At 35.8% G+C, this 21,730-nt stretch carries 18 protein-coding genes; 15 read left to right on the top strand and 3 right to left on the bottom strand.

The window, feature by feature from the left end; genetic code table 11:
* From VJ937_RS09680 to VJ937_RS09650, 7 genes are all read left to right on the top strand, one after another.
* A partial coding sequence (locus tag VJ937_RS09680; RefSeq protein WP_324066698.1) for a hypothetical protein occupies positions 1-330 on the top strand: 330 nt, incomplete at its 5' end.
* A 45-nt stretch (positions 331-375) separates the two neighbouring features.
* Complete coding sequence (locus VJ937_RS09675) at positions 376-843, top strand: hypothetical protein (protein ID WP_324066697.1); 468 nt, start codon at positions 376-378, stop codon at positions 841-843.
* A 281-nt stretch (positions 844-1,124) separates the two neighbouring features.
* Positions 1,125-3,632 carry a DUF4268 domain-containing protein gene (locus VJ937_RS09670; RefSeq protein ID WP_324066696.1) on the top strand — a complete coding sequence of 836 codons (2,508 nt, stop codon included), beginning with the start codon at positions 1,125-1,127 and terminating at the stop codon, positions 3,630-3,632.
* A gap of 76 nt (positions 3,633-3,708) precedes the next feature.
* Positions 3,709-4,122: a hypothetical protein gene (locus VJ937_RS09665; protein ID WP_324066695.1), complete on the top strand. Its 414-nt coding sequence runs from the start codon at positions 3,709-3,711 to the stop codon at positions 4,120-4,122.
* Entirely contained in the window at positions 4,094-4,480 is a 387-nt protein-coding gene (locus VJ937_RS09660) for a helix-turn-helix domain-containing protein (protein WP_324066694.1), read from the top strand. The genes VJ937_RS09665 and VJ937_RS09660 overlap by 29 nt, the downstream gene beginning before the upstream one ends.
* Before the next feature lies 1 nt (position 4,481).
* A complete protein-coding gene (locus VJ937_RS09655) occupies positions 4,482-4,922 on the top strand; it encodes a hypothetical protein (protein WP_324066693.1) in 441 nt (146 codons plus the stop codon).
* Positions 4,923-5,187: 265 nt separating this feature from the next.
* On the top strand, positions 5,188-6,183 hold the full coding sequence (locus VJ937_RS09650) for a type IV toxin-antitoxin system AbiEi family antitoxin (RefSeq protein WP_324066692.1): 996 nt from the start codon (positions 5,188-5,190) through the stop codon (positions 6,181-6,183).
* A 253-nt stretch (positions 6,184-6,436) separates the two neighbouring features.
* On the opposite strand, the gene VJ937_RS09645 is transcribed toward VJ937_RS09650, so the two are convergent.
* A complete protein-coding gene (locus VJ937_RS09645) occupies positions 6,437-7,276 on the bottom strand; it encodes a hypothetical protein (RefSeq protein WP_324066691.1) in 840 nt (279 codons plus the stop codon).
* 310 nt (positions 7,277-7,586) lie between these two features.
* On the opposite strand from VJ937_RS09645, the gene VJ937_RS09640 reads away from it, so the two are divergent.
* The 6 genes from VJ937_RS09640 to VJ937_RS09615 all read left to right on the top strand — a co-directional run bounded on the left by VJ937_RS09640 (position 7,587) and on the right by VJ937_RS09615 (position 16,984).
* The gene (locus VJ937_RS09640; RefSeq protein WP_324066690.1) at positions 7,587-8,069 is read left to right on the top strand and encodes a hypothetical protein; all 483 of its coding nucleotides are present in this window, start codon (positions 7,587-7,589) and stop codon (positions 8,067-8,069) included.
* Positions 8,070-8,288: 219 nt separating this feature from the next.
* The gene (locus tag VJ937_RS09635) at positions 8,289-9,476 is read left to right on the top strand and encodes a hypothetical protein (protein ID WP_324066689.1); all 1,188 of its coding nucleotides are present in this window, start codon (positions 8,289-8,291) and stop codon (positions 9,474-9,476) included.
* 35 nt (positions 9,477-9,511) lie between these two features.
* On the top strand, positions 9,512-10,078 hold the full coding sequence (locus tag VJ937_RS09630; RefSeq protein ID WP_414706404.1) for a condensin complex protein MksE: 567 nt from the start codon (positions 9,512-9,514) through the stop codon (positions 10,076-10,078).
* The gene (locus VJ937_RS09625; RefSeq protein WP_324066687.1) at positions 10,062-13,721 is read left to right on the top strand and encodes an ATP-binding protein; all 3,660 of its coding nucleotides are present in this window, start codon (positions 10,062-10,064) and stop codon (positions 13,719-13,721) included. Before VJ937_RS09630 ends, VJ937_RS09625 begins: the two co-directional genes overlap by 17 nt.
* A 17-nt stretch (positions 13,722-13,738) precedes the next feature.
* Complete coding sequence (locus VJ937_RS09620) at positions 13,739-14,596, top strand: Wadjet anti-phage system protein JetD domain-containing protein (RefSeq protein ID WP_324066686.1); 858 nt, start codon at positions 13,739-13,741, stop codon at positions 14,594-14,596.
* Positions 14,597-15,310: 714 nt separating this feature from the next.
* Positions 15,311-16,984, top strand: a complete 1,674-nt coding sequence (locus VJ937_RS09615) for an SEC-C metal-binding domain-containing protein (protein ID WP_324066685.1) — start codon at positions 15,311-15,313, stop codon at positions 16,982-16,984.
* A gap of 7 nt (positions 16,985-16,991) precedes the next feature.
* Here VJ937_RS09615 and VJ937_RS09610 read toward each other — a convergent pair whose 3' ends face one another.
* Together VJ937_RS09610 and VJ937_RS09605 are read right to left on the bottom strand one after the other, a co-directional pair.
* Positions 16,992-18,503: an acyl-CoA dehydrogenase family protein gene (locus tag VJ937_RS09610; RefSeq protein WP_324066684.1), complete on the bottom strand. Its 1,512-nt coding sequence runs from the start codon at positions 18,501-18,503 to the stop codon at positions 16,992-16,994.
* A gap of 292 nt (positions 18,504-18,795) precedes the next feature.
* The gene (locus VJ937_RS09605) at positions 18,796-20,529 is read right to left on the bottom strand and encodes a right-handed parallel beta-helix repeat-containing protein (RefSeq protein ID WP_324066683.1); all 1,734 of its coding nucleotides are present in this window, start codon (positions 20,527-20,529) and stop codon (positions 18,796-18,798) included.
* Positions 20,530-20,744: 215 nt separating this feature from the next.
* Here VJ937_RS09605 and VJ937_RS09600 point away from each other — a divergent pair, with 215 nt between their 5' ends.
* Together VJ937_RS09600 and VJ937_RS09595 are read left to right on the top strand one after the other, a co-directional pair.
* On the top strand, positions 20,745-20,957 hold the full coding sequence (locus VJ937_RS09600) for a hypothetical protein (protein ID WP_324066682.1): 213 nt from the start codon (positions 20,745-20,747) through the stop codon (positions 20,955-20,957).
* Between the two features lie 61 nt (positions 20,958-21,018).
* Positions 21,019-21,597 (top strand): hypothetical protein, encoded by a 579-nt coding sequence (locus tag VJ937_RS09595; protein WP_324066681.1) that lies wholly within the window; start codon positions 21,019-21,021, stop codon positions 21,595-21,597.
* Positions 21,598-21,730: the final 133 nt, after the last annotated feature.

Below are 21,730 nucleotides of genomic sequence, written 5' to 3'. Positions count from 1 at the left end.
TGGACATATGAGGAAGATTTTGAGTTTGGAAAATCCATTGGAGAAGTGGAATTGATGCAAACCGGGAATGTTGTTTCGGGGGTCTTTTCGTTTACTGAAGAAGTTGAAAACGAATATAAAATTGATATAACTGAAAAAGTAAAAGGAGTTATATCAGACGATAAAGTGCGGCTTGAAAGTATAGAAGTAAAAGCCAAGCAAAACCAGAAAGCAATCAACTATCTGCCGAATACTTTCGATGTATACCTGATATCAGAAAACAAACTGGTAGGTTCAACCTTCGATAGCGAAGACGTGTGTGGCGTATTTGTCATGGAGCGGAAGGTGTGAATCCCTCTAAGGTTTTGATTCGATTTCTCGTAAACTTTGCTATATTTGATAGACTCAAACATCGGGAAAGTGGAAGAAGCACAAACGATTAATAAACTATTTGATTTACTGGACGACTGGCGGCATCTTCCGGCCTACCAATTAGAACGAAGAGCCGATATATTCTTTGCTTTGTACCTGGGCAAAATCATAAAACAGAAAAAAGATACTGAAATTGACTACATCATTCCTGAATTTCCGGTTCGAGTGGGTGAAATATCAGAGAAGAACCCACATATTAATCAATCCTTTAAAATAGACTACCTCGCTTATGCCAACGATGCAAAGCGTGTTTATCTCATCGAATTGAAAACCGACCAACGCTCACGCAGAGATAAACAAGACTGGTACCTGGAACGCACCGCACAAATTGGAGTTTCCGGCATATTGAAAGGATTACAAAAAATATACAAAGCCACCCACCAAAAAGTAAAATACAACGCCCTGTTGGACAAAATACAGGACATGGGTTGAATATCCAGAAACGATAAAACAATTGAAATTAATAATATCGATATTACTCCTGAAATTCTTTACATTCAACCCTTAAACCTAACAAACGATGATGCAGTTATTTCATTCGATGAGGTAATTTCAGCATTGAACGAATTAGATGATGCTTTGGCAAAACGGTTTGCGGTTTCTTTGGAGAAGTGGAAGGGAGATGTGAATAAAAATCGACCAAATGGTTTATGAATTATATGGTTTAACGGAGGATGAGATTGAGATTGTGGAACAAAGCATAAATTAATAATATGAAAGCAAGCGAACTACAAATATCCAACTTTTTACAAGCCCCGAATGTACAATTTGTCATTCCTGTGTATCAGAGAAACTATGATTGGACTCATAGTGAATGTAAACAGCTACTGAATGATATTATTGATGTCGAAAGACACGACAGGGGCGTGCACTTTATTGGTAGTGTCGTTTTTATAACCGAAGGTTTTTTCAATATAGGTAAAGTAAAAGAATTACTTATTATAGATGGTCAACAAAGGCTTACTACAATAAATATTTTGTATGTGGCACTTTACCGGTTTGCCAAAGAGAATGATATGCAAAAAGAAGCTGAACGCATCTACAATATGTTTTTAACGAATCAGTACGTTCAGAATGAAACAAGTAAGCTGAAGCTAAAGCAAACTGATACAAGCTCCATTGCTTTTAAGGCCATTATGAATGGCAATGAAAATGGTAACCTGCCCTATTCCAATGTAATTGAAAACTATAACTATTTTAAAGGTATTATTAACGAGGAGCTGTTTCAAACTATACTTAACGGTCTTGATCGCTTAATATTTGTTGAAATCTCATTAGAAAGGGATAAAGACGATCCACAACGCATTTTCGAAAGCCTAAACTCTACTGGACTTGACTTATCGGAATCTGACCTGATTAGGAACTTCATTTTAATGGATTTGCCACCCAAGGAGCAAAACAAAATATTCGAAACCATTTGGAATCCCATTGAAGAAAATGCTAAAGATCTAAAAAGGCAAAAATCAATGGTTTCAGATTATATCAGAGACTACCTCACTTTAAGAACTAAAAAAATACCGAATAAGAATAAAGTCTATCTCGAATTCAAAAGACAGTACCCGGACAAAAGAGCAGAAAGCTTTTATCAGGAATTAGAAAATATCAAATCATTATCATTTCACTATAAGAAATTTATAAATCCAACAATTGAAAAAGATAAAGAAATCAGAAAAGAACTGGAATACATTAGCCGAATAGAAATAAATGTGGCTTATCCATTTCTTTTACAGGTTTTTGAGGATAAAGAAAATGGATTAATAGATAAGTCGGTACTTATTCAAATATTAAAGCTCATTCAAAGTTACACATGGCGTAGATTCATTGTTGGTCTCCCTACAAATGCCTTAAATAAAATATTCATGACATTGTATGGCGAAGTTGAATTTGATGATTACTATAACTCAATTGCAGTGGCATTATTGAAAAAGAAAGGTAGTGCAAAATTCCCAACCAATGAAGAGGTAAAGTCGGCATTAAAAGACAAAGACATATACACCGCAAAAGCAAAAAACAGAAATTATTTCTTCGAGTTGTTGGAAAATCATGAAAATAGAGAATATGTAAATACGCATAATGAATTGATAACCATCGAACATATTTTTCCTCAGAACCCAACGGAGGAATGGAGTGAGAAATTGTCACAAACAGATTATTTCGATTTTAAAGAAAAATATTTACATACCATTGCAAACCTCACTTTATCGGGAAATAATGGAGCTTTGAGTAATAAAAGTTTCCAGTCTAAAAAAATGATGAATATTGATGGAAAAGAGCAAGGTTATAATTATAGTAGACTATGGTTGAATAAATATCTAAGTAAAATTGACCATTGGGATATAGAGGCTATGCAACAGCGGTTTAATTTATTATATGACCGATTTATAAAAGTATGGTTTTATCCTGATGTTCAAATTGAAGAGATTAGTCAAGAGGATGAAATAAATATTTACGATGCCGAAGCCCCCACCTTCAAAAAGCTTGAATACTTTATCTTCGAAGACAATAAGATTGAAACCGATGCGATCGCACAAATGTATTTTTATGTTATAGGTGAGCTCTATAAAAGAAATGCACAATTGCTAATTAGTAATCAGGATATTTTGAAGATTACGAGAAACAAAAACGATTTTCGCTCACCACAGGAAGTCGTCAATAATTGGTTTATTGAAGCAAATATAGACAGTAATAGCAAGTTTAAAGTTTTAAAAAAGCTGCTCACCTTATTTGAATTAGAAGAAGAACTAATAATAAAATATCGCAGCGATGAAGTCAATTCTAAAACAGCTAATCGACACATAGTGCGAAAAAAGTATTGGCAGCATATTTTACAAAAGATAGAAAACACGCATCTTTTCGAAAATGTAAGTGCATCAAAAGATCATTGGTTAAGTACGGGAGCTGGTAAAGCTGGGATAGCCTATACGATGGTCGTATCACGAAATTTTGCACGAATTGAGTTAACGATTGGCAGTTCCAGTAAAGAAAAAAATAAAAAATATTTCAAAAACCTATTCAATCATAAAACCGAAATAGAGGAAGCTTTTGGCAGCGTATTAGAATGGGAAGAACTGCCAGATAATAAAATGAGTCGAATAAAAATAGAAGATAAAACAGTAAACGTTTTCAATGAAGAATCATGGCCTGAAATGGATAAATTTTTTATTGAAAACCTCCCAAAATTTGAGAAGGCGTTTTCACCGTTTATTGAGAAATTGAAATGACTAAATATTGTATTTGTATTTGCTTTTTTGAAAAAAGTTTTATTCTTTTACAAAAGTTTAGTTGCAACTAAACATTATGACAAGATATTCGTTACATAAAATAGATGCAATAGAAGGAAAACAGCAATTTTACAAATTGGGCATTGATAATAAGTGCCAATTTGATGAATATGAAGAAGAAATTGAAAATAATGGGCAATATGAAGAAGAGTTAGCTTCTATTTATGCAAATATGGAAGATGTTGCAAATAACAAATTGCTTCCAAATACTAAGTTCAAAGATATTACCAAAGGAAAAAGTAAAGTAAAAGAGTATGAGTTTAAGACTAAGCATCTTAGAGTTTACGCCATTAAACACCCAGATGGAAAGCTTATAATTTTTGGTGGTTACAAAAATCAACAAAAAAAGGACATTCGAAAATTTAGAAGTATCAAAAACGCCTATCTCAAAACCTACTACGATGAAAAAGGAAAAACTAATAAAAAGTAAAGGTTACAATATTACTAAAATACAAAATCAACTTTTTCGTGAATTAAATCAATACATGGAAGAAAATGATATGAACCGCACACAACTGGCTAAACACTTAGGTGTAACTAAAGGGTATGTTTCTCAAGTTTTAAATGGTGATTTTGATTACAAACTATCAAAGCTTGTAGAGTTATCACTTGCAATGGGCAAATTCCCTCAGCTAAAATTTGTTGACGTTGCTCAGGTTATAAAGCCTGAGCAAAAATTGGATATAATACACCACAATAAAGAATATAAGCTAAATAATAAACGAAAAGAAAACTCAGGTAATTTCCATTTTGAAGGACAAAATATTCCAACTTATAAAATAGGTTGATATGGAAGATAAACAGCTAAAATATGAATTTCCCTATCGAATTGTTGAGTTGAAAACAAATTCATTTTCTGTACAAAACCTCTCAGATGAAGATATTTCTGAATTTAATCCGGAAGAGGTTGAGTTTAGTTTCAAGCCTGCCTTTGGATTTAATGAAGAAGACAAAGCTGTTAAGGTTAATATTAATGTTATGTATATCTATAGAGACATTGAAATATTGAAAATCAATGTTGATATTGTATATGAATTTGTGAAAGAACTAGAAATTGAAATTAAAGATAAAAATATCTTAGCTCAGCTTTTAGGTATTGCTTTTTCAACTATTCGTGGTATTATCCTAAACCGTACAATCGGAAACTTTATGAACGATATTTATCTCCCTATTATAAACCCTACAGAAATTGTTGAGGATATTTTTAAAGAAGATGAAGAAATCGAATAACGCACTTGTTAATAAAGATAAGGAATTTGTAGTAATAGGTACTATGTGAAAAGGCAATAAATATAAATGTCCATTCATATTTTTCTTTTTACCTTTCAATGGTAAAGCAGTTTCTTCAACATCACACAATAATTCCACCTCTTCCCTTTTTACCCTGTTGGTGAATTGTTGAAGCCATTTTTTTCATCGCAAAAGTAGATAATTTCATTTTTGTTCGCTATATTTGTATGTACGCGATTCGCGAACAAAATAAATTTTCGAACAAATGGAAGGACAAAGAATTGTCGATATTGCTTTAAATCAACTGAAAGAACCCACAGGTGTGGGATTCAGGTATGAGTTCTTGCATCATAAAGCAGAAAAAACACCTTTTAACTGTAAGGTGCTGCTCGACATTGATGGCATCGAAAAGACCTACTTTTGTATTATCCGAAAAGAAATTCGTGAGCATCAACTTGCTAAATTGCAAGAATTAGTTACAGATAACACTCTGCTCATAGCTGAAAAGATATACCCGAAAATGAAAGCTGTTTTGAGGGATTTCAATATAAACTACCTGGACACGCAGGGCAATATTTACCTGAAAAATAAAGGTGTATTTTTGTTTATTGAGCAGCCGGGAAATAAAATAAAGCAGAAAGAAAAGACAAAGCTCTTTACACCTGCCGGATTAAAGGTTGTGTTTAATTTATTGATCAACCCTCACTTAGTGAATCAAACATACAGAGACATTGCTAAAGAGGCTGGTGTAGCACTCGATACAATTAACAAGACATTTACCGCTTTAGAGCAAAAAAAGTATTTGCTGCGTATTAATAATAAACAACGCCAATTACAGAACCAAAAGCAGTTATTGGATAACTGGATTGCTAATTATAATGATGTTTTACGCGAAAAAGTTTTCTTGGGCAGGTATCGTTTTGCAACTGAAACAAAAAATTGGCATCAACTTAACTTAAATTCACCTCAAACACAGTGGGGCGGCGAGCCTGCTGCCAATATGCTGACAAACTACATACAACCCGGTGAGTTTTGCATTTATACACAAGAAGAAGTTCCGGTACTCATGAAAAATTTAAAAATTGTTCCTGATGATGCAGGAAAGCTTTTCCTTTACAGAAAATTTTGGCGAACAGATGACCAGGAAAAAACGGTTCTGGCAAGCATAGTCTATGCTGATTTGCTAAACACAGGCGATCCGAGAAATATAGAAACAGCAAATATTTTATACAATGAGACCATCAAGGATAAATTTGAATGATATCCGGGAAGCAACAGTGAGATAGTAGATAATATGGCTGAAATAAACCATAACAAAGTAGAATAAAACCATGCCGTATTGAATGCATTTTTAAGGGGAATCAAAAGTTAAAAACCCAAATTGAATGCAGATTTGTCTCCATTTTTTTTACAACTATTTTACAATTTTCGGTGATTTGTTATGGTGTCAGTTGTATGATAGTCAGTCATTAAAGCTAATTGAAATACTTTCTGTATTGTGCAGTAATTGATTTTCAGAATTTTAATCCCGGCATATTGATGTGATAAATATCCCAACCTCCATATTCGCTTGGCTTTAGCTTGAAAAAACCATTTCCTTTATAAGTAATTGTCTCTTTGCTTTTATGAAATCGGCCATTAATATGTATGCGAAAATCAATTTGCGCATCTGTTTTATTCTGATTAATAGTGATTTCTAATATTTCATTGGAGATGATTTCGAAGTAATCGAAGGTATTTAGAAAGTTATTGATTTTTTCGATCACAGTTTTTTCATCGACTGGCTCATTTATCGCATTTTTGTGGTTTTTTGTGTCAACATATGTCAAGTCATACCCCTTACCATCAATACTTGTATGTTTTTGCATAGTAGACGTGAAAAAGTTGTCGAAGGCCATTTCAATATCAAATTTAGCATTTGGATGGAATTCTTCGTATATGAAATTAGTTGACATGCCTGGGATATTCATATTATCAATTTCGTAAACAAAAAGCTCTTCGGTTATAAAACGATAGAGCTCATTATCATCCACCTCACAAAAAGTGTCCAGGTAAATATTATTTTCGCGCATTACAGCGAGTACTCGTTCAAGTTCTTTAGAAATTTCGTTAGGATTTAACTCGTTTATTTTTTGATAGGCAGGTTGGCCAATGTACTCCCAAACGCTGATTTGTTCTGTAGTGCTGTTGAATTGCTTTTCGAACTCATCAATATAATTTAACCATTGATTTTCCAATTCTGGCGAAATGTTGCCTTCACCCCTAAAGTCTGCTCCATACTTCTTTTGCAATTCTTTTTTCTTAAGTTCATTATCAATTTTCTGATTCAAGTCCTTGTTTTTTTCGTTGTTCATGACAGATAATTTTTCAGTTAAACTCCAATTGTTATTAATATGCTTGAATATTGAATCTAAGATAATAAAATATTAAAAAATAATTTTATATTAAATGGAAAAGGATTTGACTTAAGCCATGGTTTAAAATCCAATGTTAGGAGGTTTTATAAAAAATCACCTAAGCTGAACCTTATTATATCTATTATTTGGTTCACGAATAAGTAGTGCTCTTGAACTATAAGAAATGCCAGTGTTTACTAATTATTTTGAATGAGCTTTGCTATATTTGGGAGCGGGTAAAATGATTGAGTTCATAACAGTTAACAATATGGATGAATTTGAAGAAAATAAACCTGAAAACCTCCCGATTTATAAAAAAGGACGTGAGATTTATGATACGGTAAAAGAGATTACCGATTTAATACCTGAAGATAATGAGATTTTGCAACATATTAAAATGCAAATGTTATCAGATGCAGCTATGCTTACGGTCAAGGTTGCAGGTGCTGAAGGAGGCGATTTATATGATATCAGAATGCAAAATGCAGCTTTAATCCGTAAGGCTGCAATGGATTTAATGATACAAAATCATTCGCTGGAAGATTTTGGATTTGAGTATGTTGGATATTTTGATATTGTGCGCAAATTGATAGAAGAGTACCGATTATTGTTCATCGATTGGGTGGAAGGTTTCGACAAATGGAACTATATAATTGATCGCTGGGGCTTATTTAATCCGCCGGGCGTTGGCCCGCACGATAAAGATCCGGACGATGATATACCATTCAATCCAGATGAAATTTTTGAGTAACTTATATCCGTTATGGTATAATTAGGACACGTGATCCGTGTTTTTAAAAGGATAAATATTTCGATGAAGTGGAAAACTTTGTTTCTTCCGTTTTCATAATATTTATGCCACAAACTTATAATTAATCTCATTTTTTTTCACAGCTTAGCTTTTCTTTATTATTTTGGACAAGTTTTGAAGACTTTTATTCCTTATTCGTAATCAGTTTTAATATTTAAAGTGTACGCCTTTCATTCTATAAAAGAACTGCTTAATGCCTTAGTGCTTGGTAAAGAGCTCCTCAGCGAGATGTTTGGGAAGCGTAAGTCGTTCGACTATCGTTACGATCAGGCTATGGAATTGATGGGCGAAAACAGGGTGCATGCGCTTATAGAAAAAGGGGTGATTGTAAAAAATGGTCGCTTTTTAGAAATTGATGATCAGTTACTCGGTTTTTTTGAACAAATTCTGGATGTAAACGAAGAGATAAACATATCATTAATTGAAGAACACCTTACAAGGCTTAAAGAAAATATTGATTATTACCTATCGGAAGATAGTGAGTACCGTAAATATAAATACCTTAAAATTGTTAAAACTTCCTTGCGTAAAGTAGGTTTAATCTGTTTGCGCAATATTGTCGACCTTAATCGTAATATTGATGATGCCTTTAAAACAGAACCGAATTATAAAATTAAAATAAAAAAACTTGAGAATTACGATCAGCGTAGGGTTGATATTAAACAGCTGATTCAACTTGCCGGACAATTAATTACTGAGGATGAACGGACTTTTTTTGCTACAGCAAAAGATGAGGAACTGAACCGGATTACTACGGAACTTAGAATTCAATTGCAGGAATCCCGACATAACCTCATTGAAACCGAAAAACAAATTATCGATTTCCTCAATCAGGTGAAATATCAAAGCAAAGTAAGCGAAAAAATAAGGCGGGTAAAGTATCTGAAGGACCAGTTTGAATTGGAAAATAAGTCGGATATTGTTCAGCAATTGCGCAGTTTAAATCTACTTTCCTTTGAAAAGAGGCCTGTTTTTCCGGTAAAGCTGGGTTTAGATATTTTGCAAGACGATGCTATTTATGAAATTATTAAAAAGCTCAATCGGAAAAACAGAAATGCAGCAAAGCAGAAAGTGCCATTGGCGGGCACAATTGAAGAAGGGTTTATGAACGATATCAGTGAAGATGCCGTATTTGTCGATTTAGAAAAAATGAAGAATAATTTTTCGGCTTCCGGGTATCATTTGCTCGAGTTTGTAATCCATTACGCTTATCCGAAAGATGTGGGTTTTGAAGAAATGGTGATGTATTACTGTCAGCTTATTTCATTGTATGAGAGTGAGTTTCGATTTACCGATGAGTTTATAGAACATAATGGAACCGAATTTTCTGTTGTTTATCCACAATAATAAATCCTAAACATGTACCAATTATTTGAGTAACCATGGCAACACACAACTTAAAACAAGATATTTTTGAACATTTAAGCCAAGGAGGATTTATTTGTTCAAATAGCTCAAAACCTCATTTGCAGCGGCTGTATAGCTATATTGAAGAGCATTTTGATGAGCTCGCCACCTACTTTGCACAGATTAACTTTTTGCTTACGCAGGGAGACGAGTATTTTTATTTTACCCGCCAAGAGCAAAGGGCTGATATTAACAGAAAACTCGAAGCAGCATTCCGATGGATCGATATTGTCGATTTTTTTAAAAGTTATGATTCTTCCTTCGGTTCGGGCTATCGGTTCGAACCACAGGAAATATCTGTCCAACTCAAGGTAAATGCTACGCTGAAAAGTAAACTAAAAGCTTTACGAAAATATACACAAACAGACAATGAGTTGGATGGAATAAAGAAGTTAGTAGAGAGGTTACGCAGCGATGGGTTTGTGGAGTTGGAAAACGAAATTTCCGATTCGTATAAAGTACTGGCATCGTTCAGTTATTTGGAAAAACTTATATTGAATATTAATCTTACAGAAGAAGTTCGCAATGAGATACCTGAATAAAATTGTTTTTATCAATAGCGCCACTATTCCGCATGCAGAAGTACAGCTGGATGGAAATATTCATTTCATTGGTACACAAGGTGTAGGGAAAAGTACCGTTTTGAGAGCAATCTTATTTTTTTATAACGCAGATTCCCGCAAACTGGGCATTCCTCATGGCCCGACTGTGAAAAGTTTTGTCGATTTTTACCTCAAATATGCCGACTCCTACATTGTTTATGAAGTGGTAAGAGAAACAGGAGCCTATTGTGTAGTTGCCTTCAGGTCACAAAACCGGGTTTGTTTTCGGTTTATCGATACAGCCTATAAGCACCAACTTTTTATCAGTGAAGCCGGAAATGCCTATAATAATTGGGATGCCATACGCGAAAATCTCGACAAGAACCGGGTCAATGTCTCTTCTTTGGTCAATAGCTATGATCAATATCGCGATATTTTGTATGGGAACTATTTAGCAAAAAAAGCGTTCCGAAAATACTCACTGCTTGAGGCCAAACAATATAAAAACATTTACAGAACCATTCAAAATGTTTTTTTAAACACCAAACTCGATGCAAATGAGATAAAACAAACCATTATTTCTTCAATGGAGGAAGAGGAAATTGCCATCGACTTAGACCAATATAATCATCATTTGAAAGGGTTTGAATCAGAGTTGAATGATATTAAACAGTTTCGATTCCCCTTGGTACAAAAGCAAGCGCGCGATGCAATTCAAATGCTTTCTGCCATCAGGCATTTGAATAGTGAGCAAATGGAACTTGCCGGTCAGCTTCAGTTTAGGTTAGAGCTCATTGGTAAAGAAAAACCACAATTAACCGAGAAGCGCGAACAGTTGAAAGCAAAACACGATGCAGAAATACAGAAACGAAATTACGAAAAGGAGCTTTACGATAAACGTGTCGGGAAAATTAACGATAGCATCAGTCAATTGAACGGAAAACTGAAAGACGCTGCAAAACAAAAGAAGCATTACGAAAAACTAAATATTGAAGAGCTCCTGAAGCGAGTTGCTACAAAAGACGATAAGCGGGCAGAACTGGAATCGTTACAAACCGAACGATCTTTATTAACTGATCAGTACAGTAGTATTGCCAGCAAGTACGATTCATTGTTAAAAGAGAAAGATGCGTTACTCACTAAGTTTATCAACCAGAAAGAAGCGCAAAAAATTGAAATACAAAAAGATGAGGCGCAATTTGTTGCTGATTTGAATGCAAAGTACGAGAAGCTATATAAAACGCTGGAAAACGAACATGCTATTGCTATAAGCGATCAGGAAAACCAACTCGGGCTCGATACAGATAATGTACATAAACTGGAGAAAGAGAAACTTACATTGAAACATACCGAGTTTTATGCCGATGAAATTCGCGAAGTGAAGTCTGTTACCAATGAATCGGAGTTTAAATTTAAGGAGGAGCAAAACAATATACAGAGCTATAATCAGCAAATTGAGTCGTTGCAAAATAAGTGGAAATACGAAAAAGTAGATGCCACGCGAAACAACGAGATTAAAACGGAAGCCTTACGTGTAAAACAGAAGCAGGCAGAAAAAGAAAAAGCAGAAATTCAGGATAAAATTCAAAAAAGCAAAGATTCTCTGTATGGCTGGCTCAATGAGAATAAGCCCGGATGGGAGCATACTATTGGGAAAGTAATTGATGAAGCACTGCTTTTTACTGCCGGGTTGTCCCCAAAATTGCTGAATGCATCGGAAACCATTTATGGTGTTAGTGTTAATCTCGATGAAGTTGAGCGCAACGTTAAAACCATCGACGATTATAACTTTGAGGTGGAACGATTGAACAAAGTTATAGATCAATGTCAAAATGATTTGCAAACTGTTACGACTTCATTCTCCAAAGAAATTGAAAATATACAAAAACGCAATTTGCCAAAAATCAGAGAGCTGAAAGAACAGGTTCGGGTTGCAAATTACCATTGCAAGCAGTTGCTCCGAAAAAAAGAAACCGCTAATTTGGAGTATGACAGACTTAAAGAGCATGCTGAAATCCAAAAAGCGCACGCCATCGAACGTGTGCAGGCTGAGCTCGACAAGGCCATTGCTCAAAAACAAATGACTGCTGACAAGCTACGTGTGATGAAAGCAAAGCTGCAAAAAAGCAAAGAAAATAAACAACGGGAAAAGTCGCGTAGAATAGGGGAGGAACGTGCACAAAATCTGCAAAAAATTGAGGTTTTGCAGCTGCAAATTGAGCGTAAACAAAAAGAAGTGGCATACGAAAAAGAGCAGCTCAAAATAAACAGAAATAAAGAATTGAGCCGGAAGGGTGCCAATACCGACAGATTGAGCGATATAGAAAAGAAAATTGGTAGTGTGGAAAGTGAGTTGTCTTTCATCGATAAGAACCGCGATATTGTTAGCGAGTACAAAAAAGATAAACGGGAGCTATTCGACAGGGAAAAAGAGTTTAAGAACGAAATTACCGTATCAGAAGCTAAACTAAATCATCTCAAGGATACGTTTAATACGCATTATCGCAAAATTTCAGCAGATATAGAGCAAATAGAAAAACAGATAGAAACCCTTGATTCCAGGGGCGAAATTTTTCTTCGCGATGAAGAAAAATATGAAGCCTTTGTTAAATCGTCGGCGTATGAAGTTTTCGACCAACAAAAAAAGGTTGCTCCAGCACTGAAAACTGCAGGTACAGCTGTTCAGATTATTGATGAGATAATGGAGAAATATTACCTTACAAAAGCGCGTCAAGACGAACTGAAAACCAATATCGATAAATTTTTGTCGCATTTTTCCGACAATAACATTTTTAAATTTCCCGATAAATTAATTGGCACCGATGCATATATGGAGTGGGCAAGGGAATTGACCGACTTTATTGAAGAACAAAAAATTGACCAGTTCGAGAAGCGCATCAACGAACGATTTGCATACATTGTTGGTTCCGTGGGGAAAGAAACAACCATGCTTATTTCTAAAACGGGCGAGATAAAAAAAATCATTAATAAAATAAACACCGATTTTCGACAGAAAAACTTTGTCACGGCAGTCAACAATATAGAGTTAGATATTACCGATAGTAAAAATACGGCAGTTACGCTTTTAAGACGAATAAAGGAGTTTAACGATGAGAACGCCCTAAGCCTGGGAGAGACCAATTTGTTTTCCGGAGTAAATCACCACAAAAGCAACGAGAAGGCTGTGGAATTGTTGAAGCAATTGGTCAAAGAAATAAATTTTGCAAAAGACTCCGTTGTAAAGTTAGCCGATTCTTTTGAGCTTTCATTTCGTATAGAAGAAAATGGCAATAGTACAGGATGGGTAGAAAAACTAACTAACGTTGGCTCTGAAGGAACAGATGTGCTGGTCAAAGCAATGATTAACATCATGTTGCTAAATGTATTCAAAGAGTCCGCATCAAGGCGATTTTCAGAGTTTAAACTTCATTGTATGATGGATGAAATTGGCAAACTACACCCTACTAATGTAAAGGGAATAATGAAATTTGCCAATGAGAGAAATATTTTACTTATCAATGGTTCGCCCACAGAAAGCACACCACTAAATTATCGACACATTTTTAAAATTAGTAAGGATGAGGAAAAGCGGACAAAGATTCGGAGAATTATTACTAATCCACAGCAAGCTGAATTAAAATAAACGTGTAAAACAAACAGATGAACCGTAAAATATCAGTCAAACTAGCCGAACAATTGATTCAACTATTAGAAGGAGCGGCTTTGCCATATGGTCAGTTGAAAAGCGAACTTGTGGATGAAATGGTTGCTGAAGGTATACTTCAAATTAAGCTCAAAGGTCGTAGTCGTCGGCAAGTGTACGCTTCCAAATCCTCAGTGTTGACAAATTATTTGAATAGCCAATGGGGCATAAGCGACTTGCGTTTTTATGCCAGTAACTTAAAAGACGGGGATACACGAGGAGCAAATATTGCAGCCTCAACCAACTCAAAAGTTGCCGGTCGGCGAACATTTAAAGGATTTTTGGTAAACTGCATTACTCCCGTTCAGGCTACGTTAAAGGGTCGAGGTATTACCATAAAGCCCATTGAGGGATTGTATACATATATTCACGATTTCGAGGAATTTAAAGTACCTGATAACGTGGTAATTATTGGTGTTGAAAATGGGGAGAATTTTAGGTATTTGCATTTGCAAAAGCATCTGTTTGGAGATGATTGTGTACTTTTTGTGAGCCGATACCCGCAATCGAACGATTTGGTTTCGTGGTTAGGGAACGTTAACAATAAATATATTCATTATGGTGATTTTGATTTTGAAGGAATCAGAATATTTAGAGATGAGTTTTATAAACAACTTGGTGAAAAAGCCTGCTTTTTTATTCCGCCAAACATAGAAGAGCACTTAAGTAAATACGGCAATAAGAAGTTATATGACAAACAATATCAAGGAGATACCACAAAATTGGCTCTAAATAATGACCTTAAACAACTACTATCTCTATTTCATAAATATAAGCGATGTTTGGAGCAAGAGCTTTTAATAGTACATAAGTAGTGTCGTCACGAAAATATCCTGTTTTTCTGTGTGCTTGATTCGAAAATTTAAAGTTCGTGGCTTGGCCTTTCTGAAAAAGAAGTCTCGATTTTCGGGATAACTATTTTCAGAAGGGGCGTAACGCAGAACTTTTAGCTCATGAGCACATTTTATGTTATTATGAATGCGAATAAATTGGATTTTTCGGGCAAGCACTAAGCAAGCTATACGGCAATAAGAATGTCTTTTACATTGATTTATTGTCTCTTAATAAAGTTTTGCACATGTGCAAATAATTAAATAGGGGAATAATGTCGCATCTGGCGTCACTCAAATGAAATACTATCGTGTCATTTCTATCATAATTCCGCATTTAATGGTGCTTTCAAAAATTGATTAAGCTTCGTGGTTATTGAGTGGAATCGAAATATAGAGGCGAAATTTTGGTAGATTTGTTTGTAAAAATGGAGAATCGCCGCTATGTATCGATAAATAGTATTACACAAGGAGTTATTGGTAAATATGTATGTGGATAAAATAAAGCGGTTTATCTTATGTTGTATCAAGATAGATAATTATAAAGTGTGAGGCTTTAGTTACTTAAAATTTATAAATAATTGTTGCTTCCCTTAAATATTTGTTCTAAAATCAAGGTGTAAAACCAAGAATTATTCCGGTAGTCAAATGTTTTTCATATTTTTACCTTTTGACTAAAATTTTACTTAAAATTTAATTATGCCGAAAAAATCCCCCCATTTATATCAATACCAAATTTCCTACGAACCCTATCAGTCCGACGATGGCTTTGTGGTTCCCGATGAATTAAAAAAACGACTTCCGGAAATACACGAACTTGCCGTAAAAGGCAGAAAATCAAGCGTTCCAAAATTTGAAAAGCTGATTAAGCGCTTTCCTAATGTTCCACAGCTAAAAAACTACCTCTATATTTTACTTCAAAACATAGGGGAGGTTGAAAAGGCCGCACTTTACAACCAAAAGATACTTGAACAATTCCCAAACTATTTATTTGCAAAACTAAATTTGGCAGGCAAATACATGCAAAAAGGAATGTATGTACAAGTGCCTGAAATACTTGGAGAAGAATTCGAGTTACAAGCGCTCTACCCGGAGCGCAAGTTGTTTCACGTAAGTGAAATCGCATCGTTTTTCGAAATCGTTATTCAATATTTTGCCGGAATCGGGGAAATTGAAGAAGCTGAAAAACGTTTTGAAATATTAACAGACCTCTACCCTGAATACCCCGATGTAGAATATATTCAACAGTTTCTGTTTATCAAACGCTTCGGTGCCAACCAGAACCGCTTTTTAAACACTGATGATATGATTACTGTAGAAACTAAAGACGTTGATTCTCCCGATACTGCAACAAAAGCGCCGGACTTTCATCATCCTGAAATTCACTGGCTCTATGAAGAAGACTTATTAATTGATAAAGAAAAACTGACACAATTACTTCAACTACCACGCAAAACGCTGGTCAGCGATTTGGAAAAAGTCTTGATGGATAGTATTGAGCGGTATCAATATTATGAAGTCAGTTTAATGGCACAAAGCAAAGATCAGGAGAAAAACAGTTTTTTCGCTATGCATGCGTTTTTCCTTTTAGGAGAATTGCAGGCCAAAGAAAGCCATAAAGTTATTTGGGAGCTAATGAGGCAGCACAACGATTACTACGACCTGTTTTTCGGCGATGTATACCTCGAATGTATGTGGGAGGTTCTTTACAAAGTGTTTCATGATGATTTTGAAGCGCTTAGCCTTTTTATGAAGGAACCGGGAATTGTATCATACAGCAAAAGTTCGGTTATGGATGTAGTTTTACAAGTTGCCCTACATGACCCCAAGCGCAAACCGGAAGCAGAAAAATGGTTAATAGACATGCTTGACTTTTTCAACAATTGTACTTTAGAAGACAATATTATTGACAGCGAAACCACCGGATTTTTAGTTTGGACATTACTAAGCCTTGAGTTGCCATACATTCCGCCCACAGTAAAAGAACTTTATGATAAAAAATGGGTAGAAATTTCAATGCTCGGCGATTATGAAGAGGTTGAAAAGATATGGTTTGAAAAGCAACCACAAGAGAAACGAGCGTTATTATCAATGGCAGACAGATACCGGGACATCATTGAAAATTGGCATTGGCAAGATCAGGAAAACTCAGAGGATGATTTTTTTCATGATGAGTTTGATTCAAAAAATGATATTTTCGATCAAGAACCAGAAAAAGTAAGGTGTTTTGGCAATCCTTCCTTTGATGATTATCACAATATGGTCCCAGATCAACAGCGGTATTCGGCTTCTAAAAAAATTGGTAGAAATGATCCATGCCCTTGTGGAAGTGGAAAAAAATATAAAAAATGCTGCATGAATAAAATTGATTAAACATACTCTAAGAATAATCTTCCCATGAACTTTTCCCGCTGTAGTCTGCCACAGGAAGGACCTGTGTGCTGTAATGAAATGAATTGACCAGGCCGGATACTTCTTGCTTAATCATATCGATACTATTATTTACCAAATCATTTCGAAAGCCTTTGTTTCCAAGTGTTGCAACATAATCGGCTGATATAATCCGGCTCAGGATTTTACCCAGTCCCACTTGTTTGCGTTGAGGCATATTGTCGTCAATCGTGAAATCTGTGAGTTCTTTAAAAAATGGCGAGGTGCGTTGGGTCAGGTTATAGCCTCTAAGGAAATTGGACAGGTTCATGTTTTTAAGCCGGCTCATTTGCCTGGTTACCATTTCGGTAATTTGGGTGTAGAGCATTTCATTGGAGCCTTCGAAAACCTGGAAAGGCCGGGAATCAATAATTCCCCTTATGGCCACACTCTCTGTTTTATATCCATTGGCGCCTAAAAGTTGTGTCAGGGTTTGTGCTGCTTCATGCATCAATTCTGTTACATGGGCTTTCATTGTATTGGCTTCCACTGTGGCTCCGGTGAGGTTATGTTCTATGCCACTTGCCTCACTGCTACGTGCGCACATGGCTGAGCTTATTGTAAATGCACTTTGAATACGGGCAACCTGTTGCTTAACCTGGTCCAGTGCAATCAGTGGTTTCCCTCGAATGAAGCGTTGCTGAGTGTGATGCAGAGCATCGTCCAACATGCGACGAATAAAGCCGATGGCCATACCCGGAAATTGAAACCGGCTTCGGTGTAACAGGTCCATGGTGAGTTTTAGTCCGGTGGTGTCGGGTTCCAATTTGTAGGCTTCGGGTACATGAATATCAATGAGGTTTTTGCCGTATGGAATCGGATACAACCCCATGTTATTATACAATTCATCCACCTTGATTTGTTGCTCAGGTTGTTGTGCATCGACAATGAAAAAATCAATGTCGCGGGCGAGTGCTCCACCAGGGATTTGTCGACGTGAAGTCATTAGCCAGTAATCGGCCATTCCAGTGAGGCCCTGCCAGTGTTTCACCCCTTTGATATGATATTCTGAACCCTGCCGCAAATTGTTTGTCTGCATGTTTAATGCATCGCTGCCAAATCCTGGCTCGGTTATCATCAATCCACCCATGTTTTGTTTATTTAAAAAACGGTGGAAAATTTCTCCTTTAATGTGTTCCTGTGCATATTTATTTACCGGGCCTAAAAAGAGCCCCATGTTGATTCCAAACATTAATGAAAGTGGCAGTGATTCATAAGACGCAGCATCCATCAGCGTTAATAATTCTTTTGTATTACCGCCACGTCCACCATACTTTTTGGGTATAGCTACTGAAAAAGGGTTGGTCGACATAATATCGCGCAGTACAGTTGCCGGAAAGCCCCTGTTATGAATGAATTTTTTGATGTCATCGCGTTCATAAAACACACTTTTTAAAGTTTGTTTAAATGCGTTAATGAAATCATTAAAAGAAGGCATTGCTGCTGTGTTGTGTATGGTCATTGATTGTGAGTTTTTTGTGGTATGTTGGTTCCTTTTTGTGCTTTTGCCTTCAAATTATTAGTTGTGAAAGAAATAGCTTCTATAAAAGTTAACAATTTGTGAGTTAGTATGTTTGCATGTTTTTGAAATTGTAATTTCCTGATATTAAAAAAACGCTTTGAAAAATGGGGTAATAAAAACAGTAATGTTACCTGTTATTCGGCGCGGCCCCTGATTTAATAAAAAAGCCATCGCTTTTATTGCAATGGCTTTTAAAAATGAGAAAATCCAAAATTATTTTTTTGTCGATTAATTAATTTCCTATGTCACCATTGGCGTTTCCGTTATAAGTATTGCTAATAAGTGTTGGTGATGAATTGTCATTATAAATGCCCCAACCTGCGGAGTACGAAATTATGCAATTACTTATTGTGGGTTCTCCAGATGGCACATTTCCCAGATTGACGTTTCCGTTATTGTAGGTTGAGGCATAGCCCCCGCCATAGGAAATGTTACAATAATTTAAGATAGAGCCATTCATTGTATTTGACTCAAAGAAAATTCCATCCCAGTCGCCGGGCTGTTCGCCACCTGCAGGTGCTGATGTGGTGAAGGTAACAGGTAAAGCAGAGGTGCCATTGACCACCAGTTTTCCAAATTCTGTTGATCCAACAGATATTTCAGACCCATCTGTAAATTTCACAGTGCTGCCTGCTTGTATCTCCAATGTTGAACCCGATGTTGATTCAATGCTGAGTGTACCATCAATTACATAAGCTGTGGACTGGAATAGCCAGGTTTCATTTGTGTGTTCAAAGGCGTCTCCATGTACTAAAATACCCAGATCATCTTCTCCGTAATTGTTAGCAGTGCCAATGGTATGAGCCCAGTTGCCATAAATTAGCATCACATAATTATCCACATCGTGAATATCGTTGCCTGTGAAAGATGCAAAACTGCCGGCATCATCAAGCGTAATGCCATAGGTGGCCGATAATCTGATTTCAGTATTGTTAATAGTTACAGCAGCTCCATCAATATCAATAGCTCCTACATATGAGGCATAGCCACCTGCAGCTTCAACTATGCAATAATTGAGCTCACTACTCACGGCACCACTCTCGAAGCTGATGTAGTCCCATTGCCCGCCTTGTTTTTGAACAGATGTAGAAGTGAAAAGAATGGGTAGATCTTCTGTACCTACAGCTTTAAAGGTGCCGTAACCATCACTACCAACAGTCATTTGAGAGCCATCGGTAAATTGAATGGTGTTTCCAGCAGCTATATTTAATGTGGCACCACCATCGGATTGAACAGACAGCGTTCCGTCAATGGTGAAAGGTGCTGTTTGTAGGCTCCATGTGCCATCAGAATGGGTATAGGTATCTCCATCGACCAATATGCCACTGCCTTCAATTAAATTTCCCGGGCCAATAGTATGCGCTGCATTGCCTTCAATGAATATATCGTAGCTTTGATTATCCATAAACGTATTGTTGCTAAAACTCGCAAATTCCGAGTCATCTTCACAGACTACACCATAAACCGCAGAATTGGAAATTGTGCAATGGTCCACGCTCAAAGATGGGCCTTCGATCCAAAGTGCCCCACCGTATGTAGAGGCATAACCTCCACCATATTCGATGATGCAGTACTGAAGGCTGCTTGTACCTGTTGCCGTCGATTCGAAATTGATGTAGTCCCAGCTTCCGGCTGATGGTGTGTTGGAAACGCTGGTGAATGTAATCTGGGCATTGGCTGTCCCTACTGCAGTTAGGGCTGAGTTGGCTCCTGCGACTGATATACTTCCACCATCTTCAAATTTTATTGTTGTGCCCGGGTCTATGGTCAGATGCCCACCATTTTCGATCCTTAAGGTTCCTTCAATAATGTAGGTCCCACCTTGCCATGTAACATCAGTATCAATTGTTTCGTTGATATACTCCTCTGAGGGTTGTTCATCCTCTTCTTCCTCCACTAATTCGCAAGAGGAAAATAAAACTGCCATAAAAGACAGCATCATTAAAAGCGCAGTAATTTTTTTCATAACTCTGATTTTGAGATTAAGTAGAATTGATATTCAATTTTCAAGGATAAATTTACATCAATTTATAGAAGGGTGTGTGATGTAACCATTGGAATAACAATATTTTAACGTATGGTTATTTTTAGTAATGAGCGGCATGCAGCATTTAAACTAAGGAGGGGTAAACATTTTTTCGTAATTTGCTTTTTCAAGCAAAATCATAAAAACAGTATTTTATGCCATTTTTATCCAAATTATTCAGTAAAGGCGCCAATGATCTGATCAAAAATGGTGGCCAGGTGATCGATAAGATTGCTACCTCCGATGAGGAAAAAATGCAAGCCAAAAATCAGCTTTCTGAACTGGTTTTTGATGCTATGGGTAACCTGCAGAAAGCCCAACGCGAGTTAGCTGCAATTTGCGATTTGCAATATCAGTACTTGAATTAATTTTTTTAGAATATAATATTAATAAAAATCCTTTTTATAAACTTATAAATAGTAAATGCTGATGAATAAGCTGAAAATAAATTTATGGTTTGTTTATGATATTGTATTTTCTTTTTTTTTGACAAATACAATGGCTTTTGTGATAATTAAAGATATTAATTCCTTTAAATGGTATTGGCTAACTATTTTTGTTGCGATTTTGTTGATTTGTGGATATTATATGATTTTATTTATCATACATAAAAATCGCCTTCTGGATTCTTTGAAAGGAGATTTGGATTCTGCAGATTCAAAATTAGATTTGAACTTAACGTATTTACCTGTTTTTGGATTCATAATGTCATTCGGATTAATAAATCATCAAATTTATTTATTTGACAATGAGTATTTTACTGTTGATGGGCAAATATACTGGATAATTGATTCAGAGTTTGATATTATACTCTATTCTTATGATAATTTTATACGAGCTGCTTGTTTTGATTTACTTGAAACATATAATATTCATATTTCTCGATTGACAACAAACAATTTTTGGATATTGACATTGTTATTTGCATATAAAACCTTTTTATCTTTTTACTTTCTTAGGTATTTATGGACGATCTTAAAAGGATTGCATAAAATAAATAGAGTCTAACCGCTCCGAGTAGGGTATACGGAGCCGAGTATTTTCTGGCGGCAGAGGTTCTTTTTAATTCCGACAAAATTTCGTTTTGACGGGTAAATTTGTAAAACAATTTTTTGGCTACGGAGCAATTTTGTAGGATTTT

The organism is Salinivirga sp., assembly GCF_035268865.1.
GTDB lineage: Bacteria > Bacteroidota > Bacteroidia > Bacteroidales > Salinivirgaceae > Salinivirga.
The sequence above is the reverse complement of the archived record's forward strand: the minus strand, read 5'-3'. Positions and strand labels throughout refer to the sequence as shown.

Coding starts and splice junctions, on each gene's coding strand:
- VJ937_RS09670 (WP_324066696.1), top strand. CDS start 1,125: ATGAAAGCAAGCGAACTACAAATATCCAACTTTTTACAAGCCCCGAAT.
- VJ937_RS09665 (WP_324066695.1), top strand. CDS start 3,709: ATGACAAGATATTCGTTACATAAAATAGATGCAATAGAAGGAAAACAG.
- VJ937_RS09660 (WP_324066694.1), top strand. CDS start 4,094: ATGAAAAAGGAAAAACTAATAAAAAGTAAAGGTTACAATATTACTAAA.
- VJ937_RS09655 (WP_324066693.1), top strand. CDS start 4,482: ATGGAAGATAAACAGCTAAAATATGAATTTCCCTATCGAATTGTTGAG.
- VJ937_RS09650 (WP_324066692.1), top strand. CDS start 5,188: ATGGAAGGACAAAGAATTGTCGATATTGCTTTAAATCAACTGAAAGAA.
- VJ937_RS09645 (WP_324066691.1), bottom strand. CDS start 7,276: ATGAACAACGAAAAAAACAAGGACTTGAATCAGAAAATTGATAATGAA.
- VJ937_RS09640 (WP_324066690.1), top strand. CDS start 7,587: ATGGATGAATTTGAAGAAAATAAACCTGAAAACCTCCCGATTTATAAA.
- VJ937_RS09630 (WP_414706404.1), top strand. CDS start 9,512: ATGGCAACACACAACTTAAAACAAGATATTTTTGAACATTTAAGCCAA.
- VJ937_RS09625 (WP_324066687.1), top strand. CDS start 10,062: ATGAGATACCTGAATAAAATTGTTTTTATCAATAGCGCCACTATTCCG.
- VJ937_RS09620 (WP_324066686.1), top strand. CDS start 13,739: ATGAACCGTAAAATATCAGTCAAACTAGCCGAACAATTGATTCAACTA.
- VJ937_RS09615 (WP_324066685.1), top strand. CDS start 15,311: ATGCCGAAAAAATCCCCCCATTTATATCAATACCAAATTTCCTACGAA.
- VJ937_RS09610 (WP_324066684.1), bottom strand. CDS start 18,503: ATGACCATACACAACACAGCAGCAATGCCTTCTTTTAATGATTTCATT.
- VJ937_RS09605 (WP_324066683.1), bottom strand. CDS start 20,529: ATGAAAAAAATTACTGCGCTTTTAATGATGCTGTCTTTTATGGCAGTT.
- VJ937_RS09600 (WP_324066682.1), top strand. CDS start 20,745: ATGCCATTTTTATCCAAATTATTCAGTAAAGGCGCCAATGATCTGATC.
- VJ937_RS09595 (WP_324066681.1), top strand. CDS start 21,019: ATGAATAAGCTGAAAATAAATTTATGGTTTGTTTATGATATTGTATTT.